This is a genomic window from Pseudomonas sp. 20P_3.2_Bac5, from assembly GCF_025466035.1.
GTDB lineage: Bacteria > Pseudomonadota > Gammaproteobacteria > Pseudomonadales > Pseudomonadaceae > Aquipseudomonas.
This window is the reverse complement of the sequence record NZ_JANLOA010000029.1, coordinates 21,911-37,035: the sequence shown is the minus strand read 5'-3', so window position 1 is coordinate 37,035 and position 15,125 is coordinate 21,911. Positions and strand designations below refer to the sequence as shown.

The window sequence follows — 15,125 nt, the reverse complement described above, 5'->3', positions numbered from 1 at the left end:
TTTCATTTTCAGACGGGGCAGGAGTAGGCCATGTACGTCCAGATTCTAGGTTCCGCCGCCGGCGGTGGTTTCCCGCAGTGGAACTGCAATTGCCCCAACTGCAAGGGCTACCGCGACGGCACGCTGCGGGCCAAGGCGCGTACGCAATCGTCCATCGCCCTGTCCGACGACGGCGTGCACTGGATCCTCTGCAACGCCTCGCCGGATATCCGCGCCCAACTCCAGTCGTTCGCCCCGATGCAGCCGGCCCGCGCCGTGCGCGACAGCGGCATCGACGCGATCATCCTGCTCGACAGCCAGATCGACCACACCACCGGCCTGCTCAGCCTGCGCGAGGGCTGCCCGCATCAGGTCTGGTGTACCGAGATGGTCCATCAGGACCTGACCACCGGCTTCCCGCTGTTCAACATGCTCGAGCACTGGAACGGCGGCCTGGCCTGGAACCGCATCGAACTGGACGGCAGCTTCACCATCGACGCCTGCCCCAACCTGCGTTTCAGCCCTTTCCCGCTGCGCAGCGCCGCACCGCCCTACTCGCCGCATCGCTTTGACCCACACCCCGGCGACAACCTCGGGCTGATGGTCGAAGACCTGAGCACCGGCGGCAAACTGTTCTACGCGCCGGGCCTCGGCAAGGTGGACGACAGCCTGTTGCAACGCATGCAGGACGCCGACTGCCTGCTGGTGGACGGCACCCTGTGGAACGACGACGAAATGCAGCGCCGCGGTGTCGGCACACGCACCGGCAGCGAAATGGGCCACCTGCCGCAAAACGGCGCCGGCGGCATGCTCCAGGTGCTGGAAGGCTTCCCCGCGCAGCGCAAGGTGCTTATCCACATCAACAACACCAACCCAATTCTCGATGAGGACTCGGCCGAGCGCGCCGAACTGGACCGCCGTGGCGTGGAAGTCGCCTTCGACGGCATGAGCATCGAACTCTGAGGAGCCGCCAGGTAATGAGCGACGCGAAACCGCTGTCCCCCGCCGAATTCGAGCAGGCACTGCGCGCCAAGGGCGCCTACTACCACATCCACCACCCCTACCACGTGGCGATGTACGAAGGCCGCGCGACCCGCGAGCAGATCCAGGGCTGGGTCGCCAACCGCTTCTACTATCAGGTGAACATTCCGCTGAAAGACGCGGCGATCCTTGCCAACTGTCCCGACCGCGACGTGCGCCGCGAATGGCTGCAACGCATCCTCGACCACGATGGCGCACCCGGCGAAGACGGCGGCATCGAAGCCTGGTTGCGCCTGGCCGAGGCGGTGGGGCTGGACCGCGAGCAAGTGCTGTCGCAGGAACTGGTGCTGCCCGGCGTGCGTTTCGCCGTGGACGCCTACGTCAACTTCGCCCGCCGCGCCTGCTGGCAGGAAGCGGCCAGCAGCTCGCTGACCGAACTGTTCGCGCCGCAGATCCACCAATCGCGCCTGGACACCTGGCCGCAGCATTACCCGTGGATCGACCCGACCGGCTACACCTACTTCCGCAACCGCCTGAGCCAGGCGCGGCGTGACGTCGAGCACGGCCTGACCATCACCCTGCAGCACTACACGACGGTAGAAGGCCAGCAGCGCATGCTGGAAATTCTCCAGTTCAAGCTGGATATTCTCTGGAGCATGCTCGACGCCATGAGCATGGCCTACGAACTCAACCGCCCGCCCTATCACAGCGTCACCGACGCGCGGGTCTGGCACCGGGGGATTGCCCTATGAGCCTCGACCGATACCTGACGCCGCGCTGGCGTCCCGGCTACCGCTTCCAGTACGAGCCGGCGCAGAAAGCCCACGTGCTGCTGTATCCCGAGGGCATGATCAAGCTCAACGAGAGCGCGGCGCTGATCGGCGAGCTGATCGACGGCGAGCGCGACGTGAACGCGATCATCGCCCTGCTCGACGAGAAATTCCCCGGCGTGCCCGAACTTCCCGAAGACATCGAGCAATTCATGGAGGTGGCCCGTGCCGAACACTGGATCACCCTTGAGTGAGCAACCCGGCAAACCCGAGGTCGGCCTGCCGTTGTGGCTGCTGGCCGAGCTGACCTACCGCTGCCCGCTGCAATGCCCGTACTGCTCCAACCCGCTGGATTTCGCCGCCCAGGGCCAGGAACTGACCACCGAACAGTGGTTCAAGGTGATGGCCGAGGCGCGGGAAATGGGCGCGGCGCAACTGGGCTTTTCCGGCGGTGAGCCGCTGGTGCGCCAGGACCTCGCCGAGCTGATCGGCGAAGGCCGGCGACTGGGCTACTACACCAACCTGATCACCTCCGGCATCGGCCTGACCGAGGAGAAGATCGCCACCTTCAAGAAGGCGGGGCTCGATCACATCCAGATCAGCTTCCAGGCCAGCGACGAACAGGTGAACAACCTGCTCGCCGGCTCCAAGAAAGCCTTCGCGCAGAAGCTGGAAATGGCCCGGGCGGTGAAAGCCCAGGGCTATCCGATGGTGCTGAACTTCGTCACCCACCGGCACAACATCGACCGCATCGACCGCATCATCGAGCTGTGCATCGCCCTCGAAGCCGACTTCGTCGAGCTTGCCACCTGTCAGTTCTACGGCTGGGCACACCTGAACCGCGTCGGCCTGCTGCCGACCCGCGCACAACTGGAACGCGCCGAGCGCATCACCAACGAATACCGCGACCGGCTCAAGGCCGAAGGCAACCCGTGCAAGCTGATCTTCGTCACCCCGGACTACTACGAAGAACGCCCCAAGGCCTGCATGAACGGCTGGGGCAGCGTGTTCCTCACCGTCACCCCGGACGGCACGGCCCTGCCCTGCCACGGCGCGCGGCAACTGCCGGTGCAGTTTCCCAACGTGCGCGAGCACAGCATGCAGCACATCTGGTACGACTCCTTTGGTTTCAACCGCTATCGTGGTTATGACTGGATGCCTGAGCCGTGCCGCTCGTGCGATGAGAAAGAACGTGATTTCGGCGGCTGCCGCTGCCAGGCGTTCATGCTCACCGGCGACGCCAGCAAGGCTGATCCGGTGTGTGCCAAATCGGAGGACCACGGCATGATTCTCGCGGCGCGGGAGGAGGCCGAGACCGCCAGCCTGACCATCGACCAGATGACCTTCCGCAATGACCGAAACTCCCGACTCATCGCGCGCGGCTGAGCGCTTCAGCGCCGAGCAGGCCGTCGCCGCCGGCACCGACTTCGCCGAACTGAAGGTCGGTGCCCACGGCCTGTTCTGGAACGAATTCCGCCCACTCGACGGCGCCTGCCGGATCTGGCACTGGCGCGACGGCCTGGCCCGCTGCCTGACCCCGGTCGGTTTCAGCGTGCGCAGCCGGGTTTACGAATACGGCGGCGGCTCGTTCTGCCTGAGCGACGACGGGCTGGTGTTCGTCAATGAAAGCGATCAGCAGCTCTACCGCCAAGCCCTCGACGACACACCGCCGCAAGCCCTGACCCAAGGCCAGCGCCGCTATGGCGACCTGCTCTGGGCCGCCGGCCGGCTGCTGGCGGTGGAAGAAACCCACGCCCCCGAACAAGTGGAACACCGGCTGGTCGCCATTGCCGCCGACGGTGATCGCGAGGTACTGGCCGAAGGCGCGGACTTCTACGCCGCGCCGACCTTGAGCGATGACGGCCAACGCCTGGCCTGGATCGAATGGAGCCGGCCCGACCAGCCCTGGACCGCGACCCGGCTCTATGTTCGTGACGGGCAGCAAGCGCCGCGCTGCGTCGCCGGCGACGCCAGCCCGCAGTCACTGCAACAACCGCGTTTCGACCGCGACGGCCGGCTTTACTGCCTGTCCGACCGCAACGGCTACTGGCAACCCTGGGGCGAAATCGACGGCCAGTGGCAGCCGCTGCCCGCCGCCAGCGCCGACCATGCCGGCGCGCCATGGCAACTGGGCGCCAGCACCTGGCTGCCGGTGGGCGATGGCTATCTGGCGAGCTGGTTCGAAAGCGGTTTCGCCCGCCTCGGCCTGCGCACGGCGAACGGTGAACTGGACGACTTCAGCGGCGACTACAGCCGCTTCCGCAGCCTCGATCTGGACGACACGTCGATCTACGCCATCGCCGCCTCACCGGTCAGCCCGCCCGCGGTAATCGCCATCGACCGCCGTAGCCATGCGGTCCAGGTGCTGGCGGGCGGCGTGCTGCCGCTGCCCGCCGACGGCATCAGCCGCCCGCGCGGCTTCAGCTACCCGAGCGGCGACGGCGAGGCTCACGGTTTCTTCTACCCGGCCATGAACGGCAGCGGCCCGACGCCGCTGATCGTGTTCATCCATGGCGGGCCGACCTCGGCCTGTTATCCGGTGCTCGACCCGCGCATCCAGTACTGGGCGCAGCGCGGGTTCGCCGTGGCCGACCTCAATTACCGCGGCAGCAGCGGCTATGGCCGCGCCTACCGACAGGCGCTGCACCTGCGCTGGGGCGAGGTGGATGTGCAAGACGCCTGCGCGGCAGTCGCGCACCTGGCGGCTGAAGGCTTGGTCGATGCGGCCCAGGCGTTTATCCGTGGTGGCAGCGCGGGCGGCTACACCACCCTGTGCGCCCTCGCCTTCCACGACGTATTCCGCGCCGGCGCCAGCTTGTATGGCGTCAGCGATCCCGTTGCACTGGCCCGGGCCACGCACAAGTTCGAAGGGGATTATCTGGATTGGCTGATCGGCGACCCGCACCGTGATGCCGAGCGCTACCACGCCCGCACGCCGTTACTGCACGCGGGGAACATCAAGGTGCCGGTGATTTTCTTCCAGGGCGAACTGGATGCGGTGGTAGTGCCGGAACAGACCCGCTCGATGTTGGCGGCGCTGAAGGCCAATGGGATCGAGGCGGTGGGACATTTCTATCCGACCGAGCGGCATGGGTTCAGGACGGCAGCGAACCTGGCGCATGCGTTGGAGGAAGAGTGGCGGTTTTACTGCAAGGTTTTAGGCGCGGGTTGATGGCCTCATCGCTGCGATGCGGCGATGAGGCTCAAAAGCTCAGCGCTTGGCGATGATATACACCGCATGCACGATCCCCGGAATGTACCCCAGCAGCGTCAGCAAGATGTTCAGCCAGAATGCGCCGCCAAACCCCACCTGCAGAAACACCCCCAACGGTGGCAGGAGGATGGCGATGATGATGCGGATGAAGTCCATGAAACATCTCCTCGAATGATGTCCTGTTCTGACCCCGGCCTCTGCGCCGTGGTTCCCACAGCATAGCCAGTCGCCATTGCCGAAAAAAAACGCCCCAGACCAAAAACAACAGGTCCGGGGCGACGCGCAGGAACGCGAGACGGTTCGTTTGATTCGTGACTGAGTCCGGGTCAGGCGTTGGCCTCGCGGCGCCGGCTCAGTTGTGCGGTGTGGACACGGGAGAAGGCCCGGGCCAGACGCAGCAGCATTTCGTCGATATTGCCGTGGCTGACGGTCAGCGCCGGCGAGAAGCGCAGCACATTCGGCTGCGGCGCATTGAGCAGCAGGCCTTCCTGCAACGCCGCCTTGACCACCTCGGCCGCCAGCGGCTCGTTCAGTTCCAGCCCCCACAACAGGCCTTGGCCACGGACTTCGCCCTGGCCGTAACGCCCGGCCAGACGGCTCAAACCGTCACGCAGGTGACGCCCGGCGTCTTGCACCTGACTCAGGAAACCGCTGTCCAGCACCGTTTCCAGCACCGCCAGACCTGCCGCGCTCATCAGCGCGTTGCCGTGGTGGCTGCCTTCCAGCTCACCGGCCTCGGCGCAACAAGCGGTGCCGCGGGCCAGCAGCGCGGCGATCGGTACGCCGCCGCCGAGGCCCTTGCCGAGGGTCAGAATGTCGGCGCGCACGCCGTAGGTTTCTTCCGCGAGCAGCGCACCGCAGCGGCCCACGCCGGTCTGCACTTCATCGAGGATCAGCAAAATGCCCAGCTCGCGGCACAGCCGCTCCACACCCTTGAGGTAGTGCTGGGTCGCCGGGATCACACCGGCCTCGCCCTGAATCGGCTCCAGCATGATCGCCACGGTGCGCGAGTCCACTGCCGCATGCAGCGCCGGCAGGTCGTTGAACGGCACTTTGCTGAAACCCGGCAGGCCCGGCTCGCAGCGGTTGCACGGCAGCGGGTCGGAAGCGGCCAGCGCCCCGAGGCTACGGCCATGGGTCGCCTGGCTGGCGGTGATGATGTGGTAAGCGCCGTTGCGATGAAGCTGACCCCATTTGCGCGCCAGCTTGATCGCCCCTTCACAGGCTTCGGCGCCGCTGTTGAGCAGATAGGCCTGGTCGCTGTCGGTGCTCTGGCACAGCAGGTTGACCAGCTTGAGCTGGCCGCGGTTGTGAAACCCCGCGCCGGAATGGATCAGCGCCTGGGCCTGACCGCTCAGGGCCTGGACCAGTGCCTTGGGGCTGTGGCCGAGGCTGTTGACCGCATTGCCCTGGGTGAAGTCGAGGTAGGCCCGGCCTTCGCTGTCCCACAGCCAGGAGCCCTGGCCACGAACGAAGACTTGCGCGGCACGTTCGATAGCCGGCATCAGGTGCTCGCGGGAAAGCGGGTCGACCGGGTCGGCCAGCGCCGGAGCCGGCGCCACTTCGACGGCGCGTGCCGACTGGCGCCGCAGGTTGAACAGGTTCATGCGCGCAGTCCTTCCTGTGGCAGGCCGAGCAAGCGTGCGCTCCAGTCTTCGACCGTACCGCTGCGCAGGCGCTTGATCGCGATATCGCGCCAGCGTGACGACAGGGCCGGACAATCCACCAGCTTCTTCAAACCCGCATGCTCCAGAGGTTCACGGTAAAAAGTGTGCAGCGCCCAAGCCACGGTGAGGCCGGGATAACTGCGCTGTATCAGTTCAAACGGCTCGTCGGCGCTGACGAAGCCGGGCTTGAGCACCCGGTAGAACCAGCCGCAGCGGCCACTGTCTTGCGCCTGTTGCGGCAGCTCCGACAGTCCCCAGCGGTGGCTCAGGCGGTAGCAGGGCGAACGCGGCTGGCTGATCTGCAGCAACGCCCCGCCCCAGCGGAACAGGTCGCCCAGGCACACCTGTTCTTCGGTGACGCCGTGGGTCGAGAGGTTTTCGCCAAACGCCGGTGCCCGCCAGTCGATCTGTGGATAACGTTTCCGCCACCAGGCGTAGTGCTCGGCCGGATAGTGGTGCAGGGCCCGTTCCGGGCCGGTATGGAAACGTGGGTCGCCGTGTTCATCGCTTCCCAGCCCCTGCGGCCATAACCAAAGCCGCCGCGCAACCTCTTCCTTATCGATATCGGTCATCAAACCGTGACCGAGATTCTTTGCCTTGCCTATGTAAACGCCATCCACATATACGGTGTTCATCGCGCCTTCTGGCCCTGTAAACCTTGTGAATACGGGCATAGACTAGGCGTCTCGGGCCGTCGCGGCCATTTCGTTTTTCGAGCTTTTTCGATAAGTAGAAGTTATGGATTTTCGCCAACTGCGTTATTTCGTCGCGGTGTATGAAGAAGGCCATGTCGGCCGCGCCGCCGAGCGCCTGTCGCTGTCGCAGCCCGCGCTGTCGCAACAGATCCGCCAGCTCGAGCACAGCCTCGATGTCAGCCTGTTCGAGCGCGGCAACAAGCGCCTGCTGCCGACCCTGGCCGCGCACACCCTCTACAACCACGCCGTGCCCCTGCTCGACGGTCTGCAGCGGGCCCGCGAAGCACTGCGCAACTTCAAGGGCCAGGCCCTGCGTACCCTGGCCATCGGCGTGCTGCAAACGGTACGGCCGAGCCTGGTGCCGCAGTTGCTTGACCGGGTGCGCAAGGCCCAGCCGCACCTGGTGGTGCAGATCTACGAACTGTCGGGGATGGAGATCGAACGGCGTCTGCTCAACGGCACGCTGGACATCGGCATCAGCTACCTGCCGCCGCGCCAGGCGGGGCTGCACGGGTTGCTGCTGTACGAAGACGAGTTACAAGTCGTGATTCCGCACACGCACCCGCTGCGCGAGTTCAAGAAGGTCTCGCTGAAACAGGCCGCCGAACTGCCGATGATCCTGCTCGGCGAGGAATTCCAGGTGCGGCAGATCTGGCAGGGGCAACTGGCCAACCTGGGCCGGCGCCCGCAGGTGCAGGCGGAAATGAACAATATGGGCGGGATACTCGACAGCCTGGCGCACACTTCGCTGGCGACAGTATTGCCGGGGCGGGCGCAGGAAGGGTCGGAAGATCCGGAACTACTCTGGAAGCCGTTGAGCGAGCCACGGGTGCCGCTGAAGGTCGGGCTGGTGTTCCGCGATGCTCAGCGTCAGCAGGCGTCGGTCGAGCTGCTGCGCACATTGCTGGAAGAGGAGATTGATCCGCGGCAGATGGGCGTGTCGCCGCTGGATGTACTGGGATAAAAACGCAGGCAAAAGAAAACCCCGCCGAAGCGGGGTTTTACAGACTGTTTCCCTTTTGACTTCCCTTTCGCCCCACCATCCTGGCGAGAATCCTTCGTTCATCCCTGGTTGTTCATTGCGCGTCCTGCGCGACGTCCATGTGAGAAAGATTAACTGTGGATCCAATATTCCGGAAGACGCCAAAGACCACCACGCCATGTAAGTAAATGCTTACATGGCGCATTTACGTCAGAACTGCTCGGCGTCGAGCAGGTACAGCGACTCGCTGCCTGCCTTGACCGAGGCGCACAGCGACTGCAAACGCGGTAGCAGACGGGCGAAGTAGAAGCGCGCGGTGCCCAGCTTGCTGGCGTAGAAGGTGTCGTCACCCTGCTTGGCCAGCGCGGTGCGCGCCATCAATGCCCACATGTAGGCGTAGGCCGTGTAGCCAAAGGCGTGCAGGTATTCCACCGAAGCGGCGCCGATCTCGTTGGGGTTGCCCTTGGCGCGATCCAGTACCCAGGCGGTCAGTTCGTCGAGGTCATTCAAGGCGGCGTTGAGCGGCGCGGTGAACTCGGCCAGCTCGCTGCCCGCCGTGGCGGTGAAATGGCGAATCTCGTCGGCGAACAGCGTGTAGAACGCGCCGCCGCTGCCGACGATCTTGCGGCCCACCAGGTCAAGTGCCTGAATGCCGTTGGTGCCTTCGTAGATCTGGGTGATGCGCACATCACGCACCAGTTGCTCCTGACCCCATTCGCGGATGTAACCGTGGCCGCCGAACACCTGCTGGCCATGGACCGCGGTTTCCAGACCGAGGTCGGTGAGGAAGGCCTTGGCCACCGGCGTCAGCAGCGCGACCAGGTCCTCGGCGCGCTTGCGGGCGGTCGCCTCCTCGCTGAACTTGGCGGTGTCGAGTTGCATAGCAACGTAGGTGGAGAACGCCCGGCCGCCTTCGTTCAGGGCTTTCATGGTCAGCAGCATGCGACGCACGTCCGGGTGGACGATGATCGGGTCGGCAACCTTGTCCTTGGCCTGCGGGCCAGTTGGCGCGCGGCTCTGCAGACGGTCACGGGCGTACTCGACGGCGTTCTGGTACGAGCGCTCGGCCGAAGCCAGGCCCTGGATACCGACGCCCAGACGCTCGTAGTTCATCATGGTGAACATGGCCGCCAGGCCCTTGTTCGGCTCGCCGACCAGATAGCCGACCGCTTCGTCGAAGTTCATCACGCAGGTGGCCGAGGCCTGGATGCCCATCTTGTGTTCGATCGAACCGCAGGTGGCCGGGTTGCGCGCACCCAGGCTGCCATCGGCATTGACCAGGAATTTCGGCACCAGGAACAGCGAGATGCCCTTGGGGCCCGCCGGTGCGTCCGGCAGCTTGGCCAGCACCAGGTGGATGATGTTCTCGGTGAGGTCGTGTTCGCCGCCGGTGATGAAGATCTTGGTGCCGCTGACCTTGTAGCTGCCGTCGGCCTGCGGTTCGGCGCGGGTGCGGATGATGCCGAGGTCGGTGCCGGCATGCGGCTCGGTCAGGCACATGGACCCGGCCCAGACGCCGGCGTACATGTTCGGCAGGTATTGTTCCTTCAACTCCTCGCTGGCGTGGGCGTTGATCGACAGGCAGGCGCCGGCGGTCAACATCGGGTACAGGCCGAAGGACAGGCTGGAGGAGTTGACCATTTCCTCGACCTGGGCCGAGACCACCTTGGGCATGCCCATGCCGCCGTACACCGGGTCACCGCCAACGCCGACCCAGCCGCCTTCGGCGTAGGTGCGGTAGGCCTCGATGAACCCGGCCGGGGTGCGTACTGCGCCGTTGTCCCAGTGGCAGCCTTCTTCGTCGGCGGCGCGGCTCAGCGGCGCGATGCTCTTGCCGGTGACCTTGCCGGCTTCTTCCAGCACCGCCATGGCGGTGTCTTCGTCCACCGTCTCGGCCAGCGCGGGCAGATCGGCCCACAACTTCGAGACTTCGAAGACCTCATTGAGGACGAAGCGCATATCGCGCAGCGGCGCTTTATAGTCAGCCATGGCAACCTCTCAAACCGTGAGTCGTGGGCGATCCCATTGTAGGACCGGTACTAAGAACCAAGGTCCAAAGTCTAACCCAACAACTTTTGCGACACATAGGGTCATCAAGAGACCGAACAGTCAGTTACGGTCACGCCACGCGCATCGCTCCACGCCGATCTTTTTGCCCATGGGCCATCACACAGTTGCGCCCCGCGCCTTTGGCGCTGTAGAGCGCCTGGTCCGCGGACTTGAGCACTTCGTCCGGGCCGCGGTGCTCGGGCTGGCGTTCGCAGGCGCCGATACTGACGGTCACCGAAACGCTGCTGGCGCCCGCCGTGCCGCGGCGCTGGCGACCTTGCTGGTCGTCCTGCGGGCGGTTGTCCTGATTGCGCAACTGGATGGCGTAGTTGGCGATCATCTCGCGCACCGCTTCCAGGTGCGGCATGCATTCCTCGATGGTCTTGCCGGCGAACACCAGGGCGAACTCCTCACCGCCGTAGCGATAGGCACGGCCGCCGCCGGTCACCTTGGACAGCTTGCTCGCCACCAGGCGCAGCACCTGGTCACCGACATCGTGGCCATGGGTGTCGTTGAATTTCTTGAAGTGGTCGACGTCGGTCATCGCCAGCACGTAATTGCGCCCCAGACGCTGCATGCGCTCGTTCAGCGCGCGACGACCGGGCAGGCCGGTAAGTTCGTCGCGGAAGGCCATCTGGTATGCCTCGTGGGACACCGCGGCGGCGATCATCAGCATCACCTGGCTGCACATGATGTTCAGGGTGAACGGCAGGATGAACGTCTGCGGCAACATCCAGAAAACGCCGATCAGGCCGATGATCTGCGCCGCGTGCAAGGGCCGCGGCTCGCGCAGGTACTGCACCACCAGCACGACGAAGGCGAGGAAAAACACCGGGTAGGACAACTGGATCAGGCTCATCCACTTGCCGTGCAGCGCCGGCCAGCGGATCTCCGCCAGCCAGCCCAGCAGCGCCTGTGGGTAACTCTGCTCCAGGCCCAGCGCCACGCTGCCCACCGCCAGCAGCACGGCGAAGCGCGCCACCATGTCCTGGAACAGGTGGGTGCGTTCCTGCCAGGCGCCGAACAGCGCGAACAGGATCGGCAACAGCAGGCACACGAGGTGGAACACCACCGCCGCATCTTCGCGGACCCGGCCGTTGTCACGATAGAAATCAGTCTGGGTGTCGAGCAGGTAGTAGGCGATGTACACGGTGATCATCAGGAACAGCTCGCGCTGACGCCGATACACCGCGCAGTAGGCGCCGCCGAGCAGCAGCACCAGGGTCGGCAGCACGTTGAACAGCGACGTGAAGAACACCGACAAGTCCCGCACATAGGCGGCCGCGAGCCCGGACAGCAGCAAGCAGGCGCCGGGAAGGAAGTGACTGACTTTTACAGCGGAAAAACGGAACAAGAGAACTCTCCGATCCAGCAGATCGATAATGTCATTGTGCCTCTACTGTATCGGCAATGCACATGAATAGATAAATTTTTGACGTCAATTTCTTTAACGGCAGCAATAGCCTGAAGCTTGAACCTCATCTGTTGGATCAAACCGGCCTCATCGCCGGCGACAGGATTTCAGCAGACAAAAAAAAACGCCTGCCGGTTAGGGCAGGCGTTTTTCGGTACAGCAGAGCAATCAGTAAGACAGGCCGAAGTTCGCTTCGTCCATCGCCATCAGGTTGTTCGCACCGGACAGCATGGTGGCAACGTGAGTGCGGGTACGCGGCAGGATGCGCTGGAAGTAGAAGCGCGCGGTCTGCAGCTTGGCGGTGTAGAAAGCTTCTTCGCTGGTGCCGGCAGCCAGTTTCTCGGCCGCCAGGCGGGCGATGTCAGCCCAGAAGTAGGCCAGGCAGGCGTAGCCGGAGTACATCAGGTAGTCCACCGAAGCGGCGCCGACTTCTTCGCGGTCCTTCATGGCGGCCATGCCGACCTTCATGGTCAGTTCGCCCCACTCTTTGTTCAGCGCGGCCAGTGGCTCGACGAATTCCTTGGTGGCTTCGTTGCCTTCCTGGTTCTGGCAGAACTTGTGGACGATCTTGGTGAAGCCCTTCAGCGCTTCGCCCTGGGTCATCAGGACTTTACGGCCCAGCAGGTCCAGGGCCTGGATGCCGGTGGTGCCTTCGTACAGCATCGAGATACGGCTGTCGCGAACGTTCTGCTCCATGCCCCACTCGGCGATGAAGCCGTGGCCGCCGTAGATCTGCACGCCGTGGTTGGCGGCTTCGAAGCCGACTTCGGTCATGAAGGCCTTGGCGATCGGCGTCATGAAAGCCAGCAGTGCGTCGGCTTTCTTCTTCTCTTCTTCGTCCTGGCTGTACTTGACGATGTCCACTTGCTTGGCAGTGAAGTAGACCATGGCGCGGTTGCCTTCGGCGAAGGCCTTCATGGTCAGCAGCATGCGGCGCACGTCCGGGTGGACGATGATCGGGTCAGCCGCTTTTTCCGGTGCTTTCGGACCGGTCAGCGAGCGCATTTGCAGGCGGTCGCGGGCGTATTTCAAGCCACCCTGGAAGGCCACTTCAGCGTGGGCCAGGCCTTGCAGCGCGGTACCCAGACGAGCGGTGTTCATGAAGGTGAACATGCAGTTCAGGCCCTTGTTGGCTGGGCCAATCAGGTAGCCGGTGGCGGCGTCGAAGTTCATCACGCAGGTGGCGTTGCCGTGGATGCCCATCTTGTGTTCGAGGGAACCGCAGGAAACAGCGTTGCGCTCGCCGACGGTGCCTTCGGCAGTCGGCAGGAACTTCGGCACGATGAACAGGGAAATGCCTTTGGTGCCGGCCGGTGCATCGGGCAGGCGGGCCAGGACGATATGGACGATGTTGTCGGCCATGTCGTGTTCACCAGCGGAAATGAAGATCTTGGTGCCGGTGACTTTGTAGGAACCGTCGGCCTGAGGTTCGGCCTTGGTGCGCAGCATGCCCAGGTCGGTGCCGCAATGCGGCTCGGTCAGGCACATGGTGCCGGTCCATTCGCCGGACACCAGCTTGGTCAGGTAAGCCTCTTGCTGCTCGGGGGTGCCGTGCTCGGAGATGGTGTTCATCGCACCGTGGGACAGGCCAGGGTACATGCCCCAGGACCAGTTCGACTCGCCAACCATTTCGCTGACCGCCAGGCCCAGCGACTCGGGCAGGCCCTGGCCGCCGTGATCGACGTCATGCGCCAGGCTCGGCCAGCCGCCTTCGACGAACTGCTTGTAGGCTTCCTTGAAACCGGTAGGGGTTTTCACGCCCGACTCGCTCCAGGTACAGCCTTCCAGGTCACCAACGCGGTTCAGCGGGGCCAATACCTGTTCACAGAACTTGGCGCCTTCCTCGAGGATGGCGTCCACCATGTCAGGCGTGGCGTCCTGGCAACCCGGCAGGCTCTGATAGTGCGCTTCATAGCCGAGCAGTTCATCACGGACGAAACGAATATCACGCAAGGGGGCTTTGTATTCAGGCATAGCGATGAACCTCTGCTGATGAATCCTGGATGGGGTGGGAGAGACCGCGACACACCGACCAGCTCTTGGCGGCTTTCGGTCAAACAGTTGTTTGAAACATACGTTTACGCCGAAAGCTTGTCAAGCACCCCGCCGGTGGCACTTTTGTCATCCTCCGTTTGCATGAAACCCTGCAAGAAAGTGTAGAAAACACGCAGCCGAACGCCCGGCACAATTGCCAAGGCGCTGATGAATAAAGGGTATCGGGGAAAGATGAAGCCTGAAGCGGCGGGCCTCAGGCGTAGGTATCGATCAGCGTGCCGAGCATTTCGTCCGACGCTTTGGCCACTTTGACACCGAGTTCGACCTGCTGCTTGCCCAGGGCCTGCTCAACGGTGTTGGTGGCCAGGTCCAATTGCTGGCTGCGATCGACCGAACGCAGGCGCTCGGCCTGGTAGTCGCTGGACTGGCTGGTGACGGCACGCTCGACGGTGCTGTTGGCGATCTGGCTGGCAGCCTGATCGACGCGGTGCTGACCGGCCTGAATGGCGCCCAGGCCGGCATAAAATGCGGAACTGCCCGAGATTTCCATTTCAATACTCCAAAAAGCTTGAAGGCGAGAGTGGCAATACAGTGGCTATTGAAGCAGAGGCCGGCGCAAAAGGCCCGTCAAAAACACTAATGGCACCCTGCCCTGCAATAGAGAACCGCTAGCGACCGACAGACCTTGCACGGTCGCGTCAGTCCAGCAGGTCGATTTGCAGATGCTCCGCCACCGCTTCCGCGCTCGCCGGCTTGAGCCGTGGCACACGTCCCAGACAGGGTGCGGGCAGCCGCTCGGCAAGGCTGGCGAGGTTCTCTTCCAGCCGCGAGGTGCGCGAATCAATGATGTTGGCCACCCAGCCCGCCAGTTGCAGGCCATCGCGGCCAATTGCCTCGGCGCTGAGCAGTGCGTGGTTGATGCAGCCCAGCCGCACGCCGACCACCAAAATAACCGGCAGCTTCAGCGCCACCGCCAGGTCGGACAGGTTGGCATGATGCGACAGCGGCACCCGCCAGCCGCCCGCGCCTTCGATCAGGGTGAAATCCGCCTGCCGGGCGAGAATCTCGCGCATCGGGCCGAGCAGACCCTGCACGCTGAGCTCGATACCGGCTTCGCGGGCGGCAAGGTGCGGCGCGATGGCCGGCTCGAAGGCGAAGGGATTGATCTGTTCGTAGGGCAACTTGATCGAACTCTGCGCGATCAGTGCCAGGGCATCGGCGTTGCGCAGGCCCTTGGGCGTCACTTCGCAGCCCGAGGCCACCGGCTTGGCGCCGAGGGTGCTGAGGCCAGCCAGTTGCGCCGCATGCAGCAGGCCGGCGGCGACGGTGGTCTTGCCGACATCGGTATCGGTTCCGGCGATGAAATAGGCCGCGGCCAT

General features: G+C 64.2%; 14 protein-coding genes. 6 read left to right on the top strand and 8 right to left on the bottom strand.

All coding sequences use genetic code 11. The features are described 5' to 3' along the window. Positions 1-30 precede the first annotated feature (30 nt). Genes pqqB through NTD88_RS05200 form a run of 5 tightly spaced genes read left to right on the top strand, consistent with a single transcriptional unit; the run spans position 31 to position 4,902 of the window. Positions 31-942 carry a pyrroloquinoline quinone biosynthesis protein PqqB gene (gene pqqB, locus NTD88_RS05220; RefSeq protein ID WP_095156176.1) on the top strand — a complete coding sequence of 304 codons (912 nt, stop codon included), beginning with the start codon at positions 31-33 and terminating at the stop codon, positions 940-942. Positions 943-956: 14 nt separating this feature from the next. After that, on the top strand, positions 957-1,712 hold the full coding sequence (gene pqqC, locus NTD88_RS05215; RefSeq protein WP_095156177.1) for a pyrroloquinoline-quinone synthase PqqC: 756 nt from the start codon (positions 957-959) through the stop codon (positions 1,710-1,712). Continuing rightward, positions 1,709-1,984 (top strand): pyrroloquinoline quinone biosynthesis peptide chaperone PqqD, encoded by a 276-nt coding sequence (pqqD, locus tag NTD88_RS05210; RefSeq protein ID WP_095156178.1) that lies wholly within the window; start codon positions 1,709-1,711, stop codon positions 1,982-1,984. Before pqqC ends, pqqD begins: the two co-directional genes overlap by 4 nt. Then, the gene (gene pqqE, locus NTD88_RS05205) at positions 1,956-3,116 is read left to right on the top strand and encodes a pyrroloquinoline quinone biosynthesis protein PqqE (protein WP_410017252.1); all 1,161 of its coding nucleotides are present in this window, start codon (positions 1,956-1,958) and stop codon (positions 3,114-3,116) included. The genes pqqD and pqqE overlap by 29 nt, the downstream gene beginning before the upstream one ends. Continuing rightward, complete coding sequence (locus NTD88_RS05200) at positions 3,082-4,902, top strand: alpha/beta hydrolase family protein (protein WP_262153397.1); 1,821 nt, start codon at positions 3,082-3,084, stop codon at positions 4,900-4,902. The genes pqqE and NTD88_RS05200 overlap by 35 nt, the downstream gene beginning before the upstream one ends. Before the next feature lie 39 nt (positions 4,903-4,941). Here the strand turns inward: NTD88_RS05200 and NTD88_RS05195 are convergent, their stop codons facing one another. The 3 genes from NTD88_RS05195 to NTD88_RS05185 all read right to left on the bottom strand — a co-directional run bounded on the left by NTD88_RS05195 (position 4,942) and on the right by NTD88_RS05185 (position 7,246). Beyond that, positions 4,942-5,100, bottom strand: coding sequence for a YqaE/Pmp3 family membrane protein (locus tag NTD88_RS05195; RefSeq protein WP_003177654.1), 159 nt, complete (start codon positions 5,098-5,100; stop codon positions 4,942-4,944). Positions 5,101-5,270: 170 nt separating this feature from the next. Next, positions 5,271-6,551: an aspartate aminotransferase family protein gene (locus tag NTD88_RS05190; protein WP_262153398.1), complete on the bottom strand. Its 1,281-nt coding sequence runs from the start codon at positions 6,549-6,551 to the stop codon at positions 5,271-5,273. Further along, positions 6,548-7,246, bottom strand: a complete 699-nt coding sequence (locus NTD88_RS05185; protein ID WP_262153399.1) for an MOSC domain-containing protein — start codon at positions 7,244-7,246, stop codon at positions 6,548-6,550. Before NTD88_RS05185 ends, NTD88_RS05190 begins: the two co-directional genes overlap by 4 nt. A 103-nt stretch (positions 7,247-7,349) precedes the next feature. Here NTD88_RS05185 and NTD88_RS05180 point away from each other — a divergent pair, with 103 nt between their 5' ends. Beyond that, the gene (locus tag NTD88_RS05180; RefSeq protein WP_095156183.1) at positions 7,350-8,270 is read left to right on the top strand and encodes a LysR family transcriptional regulator; all 921 of its coding nucleotides are present in this window, start codon (positions 7,350-7,352) and stop codon (positions 8,268-8,270) included. A gap of 228 nt (positions 8,271-8,498) precedes the next feature. Here the strand turns inward: NTD88_RS05180 and NTD88_RS05175 are convergent, their stop codons facing one another. The 5 genes from NTD88_RS05175 to bioD all read right to left on the bottom strand — a co-directional run bounded on the left by NTD88_RS05175 (position 8,499) and on the right by bioD (position 15,125). Then, the gene (locus NTD88_RS05175) at positions 8,499-10,277 is read right to left on the bottom strand and encodes an acyl-CoA dehydrogenase C-terminal domain-containing protein (RefSeq protein WP_262153400.1); all 1,779 of its coding nucleotides are present in this window, start codon (positions 10,275-10,277) and stop codon (positions 8,499-8,501) included. Positions 10,278-10,407: 130 nt separating this feature from the next. Beyond that, a complete protein-coding gene (locus tag NTD88_RS05170) occupies positions 10,408-11,691 on the bottom strand; it encodes a GGDEF domain-containing protein (RefSeq protein ID WP_262153401.1) in 1,284 nt (427 codons plus the stop codon). A 228-nt stretch (positions 11,692-11,919) separates the two neighbouring features. After that, entirely contained in the window at positions 11,920-13,725 is a 1,806-nt protein-coding gene (locus tag NTD88_RS05165; RefSeq protein WP_095156186.1) for a phenylacyl-CoA dehydrogenase, read from the bottom strand. A 274-nt stretch (positions 13,726-13,999) separates the two neighbouring features. Beyond that, the gene (locus NTD88_RS05160) at positions 14,000-14,296 is read right to left on the bottom strand and encodes a pyrroloquinoline quinone biosynthesis protein PqqE (RefSeq protein WP_262153402.1); all 297 of its coding nucleotides are present in this window, start codon (positions 14,294-14,296) and stop codon (positions 14,000-14,002) included. Between the two features lie 148 nt (positions 14,297-14,444). Then, positions 14,445-15,125 carry a dethiobiotin synthase gene (bioD, locus tag NTD88_RS05155; protein WP_262153403.1) on the bottom strand — a complete coding sequence of 227 codons (681 nt, stop codon included), beginning with the start codon at positions 15,123-15,125 and terminating at the stop codon, positions 14,445-14,447.

Excerpts from the sequence above, each read along its gene's own strand:
- NTD88_RS05160 (WP_262153402.1), bottom strand. The coding sequence starts at position 14,296 with ATGGAAATCTCGGGCAGTTCCGCATTTTATGCCGGCCTGGGCGCCATT.
- NTD88_RS05195 (WP_003177654.1), bottom strand. The coding sequence starts at position 5,100 with ATGGACTTCATCCGCATCATCATCGCCATCCTCCTGCCACCGTTGGGG.
- bioD (WP_262153403.1), bottom strand. The coding sequence starts at position 15,125 with ATGGCCGCGGCCTATTTCATCGCCGGAACCGATACCGATGTCGGCAAG.
- NTD88_RS05200 (WP_262153397.1), top strand. The coding sequence starts at position 3,082 with ATGACCGAAACTCCCGACTCATCGCGCGCGGCTGAGCGCTTCAGCGCC.
- NTD88_RS05175 (WP_262153400.1), bottom strand. The coding sequence starts at position 10,277 with ATGGCTGACTATAAAGCGCCGCTGCGCGATATGCGCTTCGTCCTCAAT.
- NTD88_RS05180 (WP_095156183.1), top strand. The coding sequence starts at position 7,350 with ATGGATTTTCGCCAACTGCGTTATTTCGTCGCGGTGTATGAAGAAGGC.
- pqqD (WP_095156178.1), top strand. The coding sequence starts at position 1,709 with ATGAGCCTCGACCGATACCTGACGCCGCGCTGGCGTCCCGGCTACCGC.
- NTD88_RS05185 (WP_262153399.1), bottom strand. The coding sequence starts at position 7,246 with ATGAACACCGTATATGTGGATGGCGTTTACATAGGCAAGGCAAAGAAT.
- NTD88_RS05190 (WP_262153398.1), bottom strand. The coding sequence starts at position 6,551 with ATGAACCTGTTCAACCTGCGGCGCCAGTCGGCACGCGCCGTCGAAGTG.
- pqqC (WP_095156177.1), top strand. The coding sequence starts at position 957 with ATGAGCGACGCGAAACCGCTGTCCCCCGCCGAATTCGAGCAGGCACTG.
- NTD88_RS05165 (WP_095156186.1), bottom strand. The coding sequence starts at position 13,725 with ATGCCTGAATACAAAGCCCCCTTGCGTGATATTCGTTTCGTCCGTGAT.
- pqqB (WP_095156176.1), top strand. The coding sequence starts at position 31 with ATGTACGTCCAGATTCTAGGTTCCGCCGCCGGCGGTGGTTTCCCGCAG.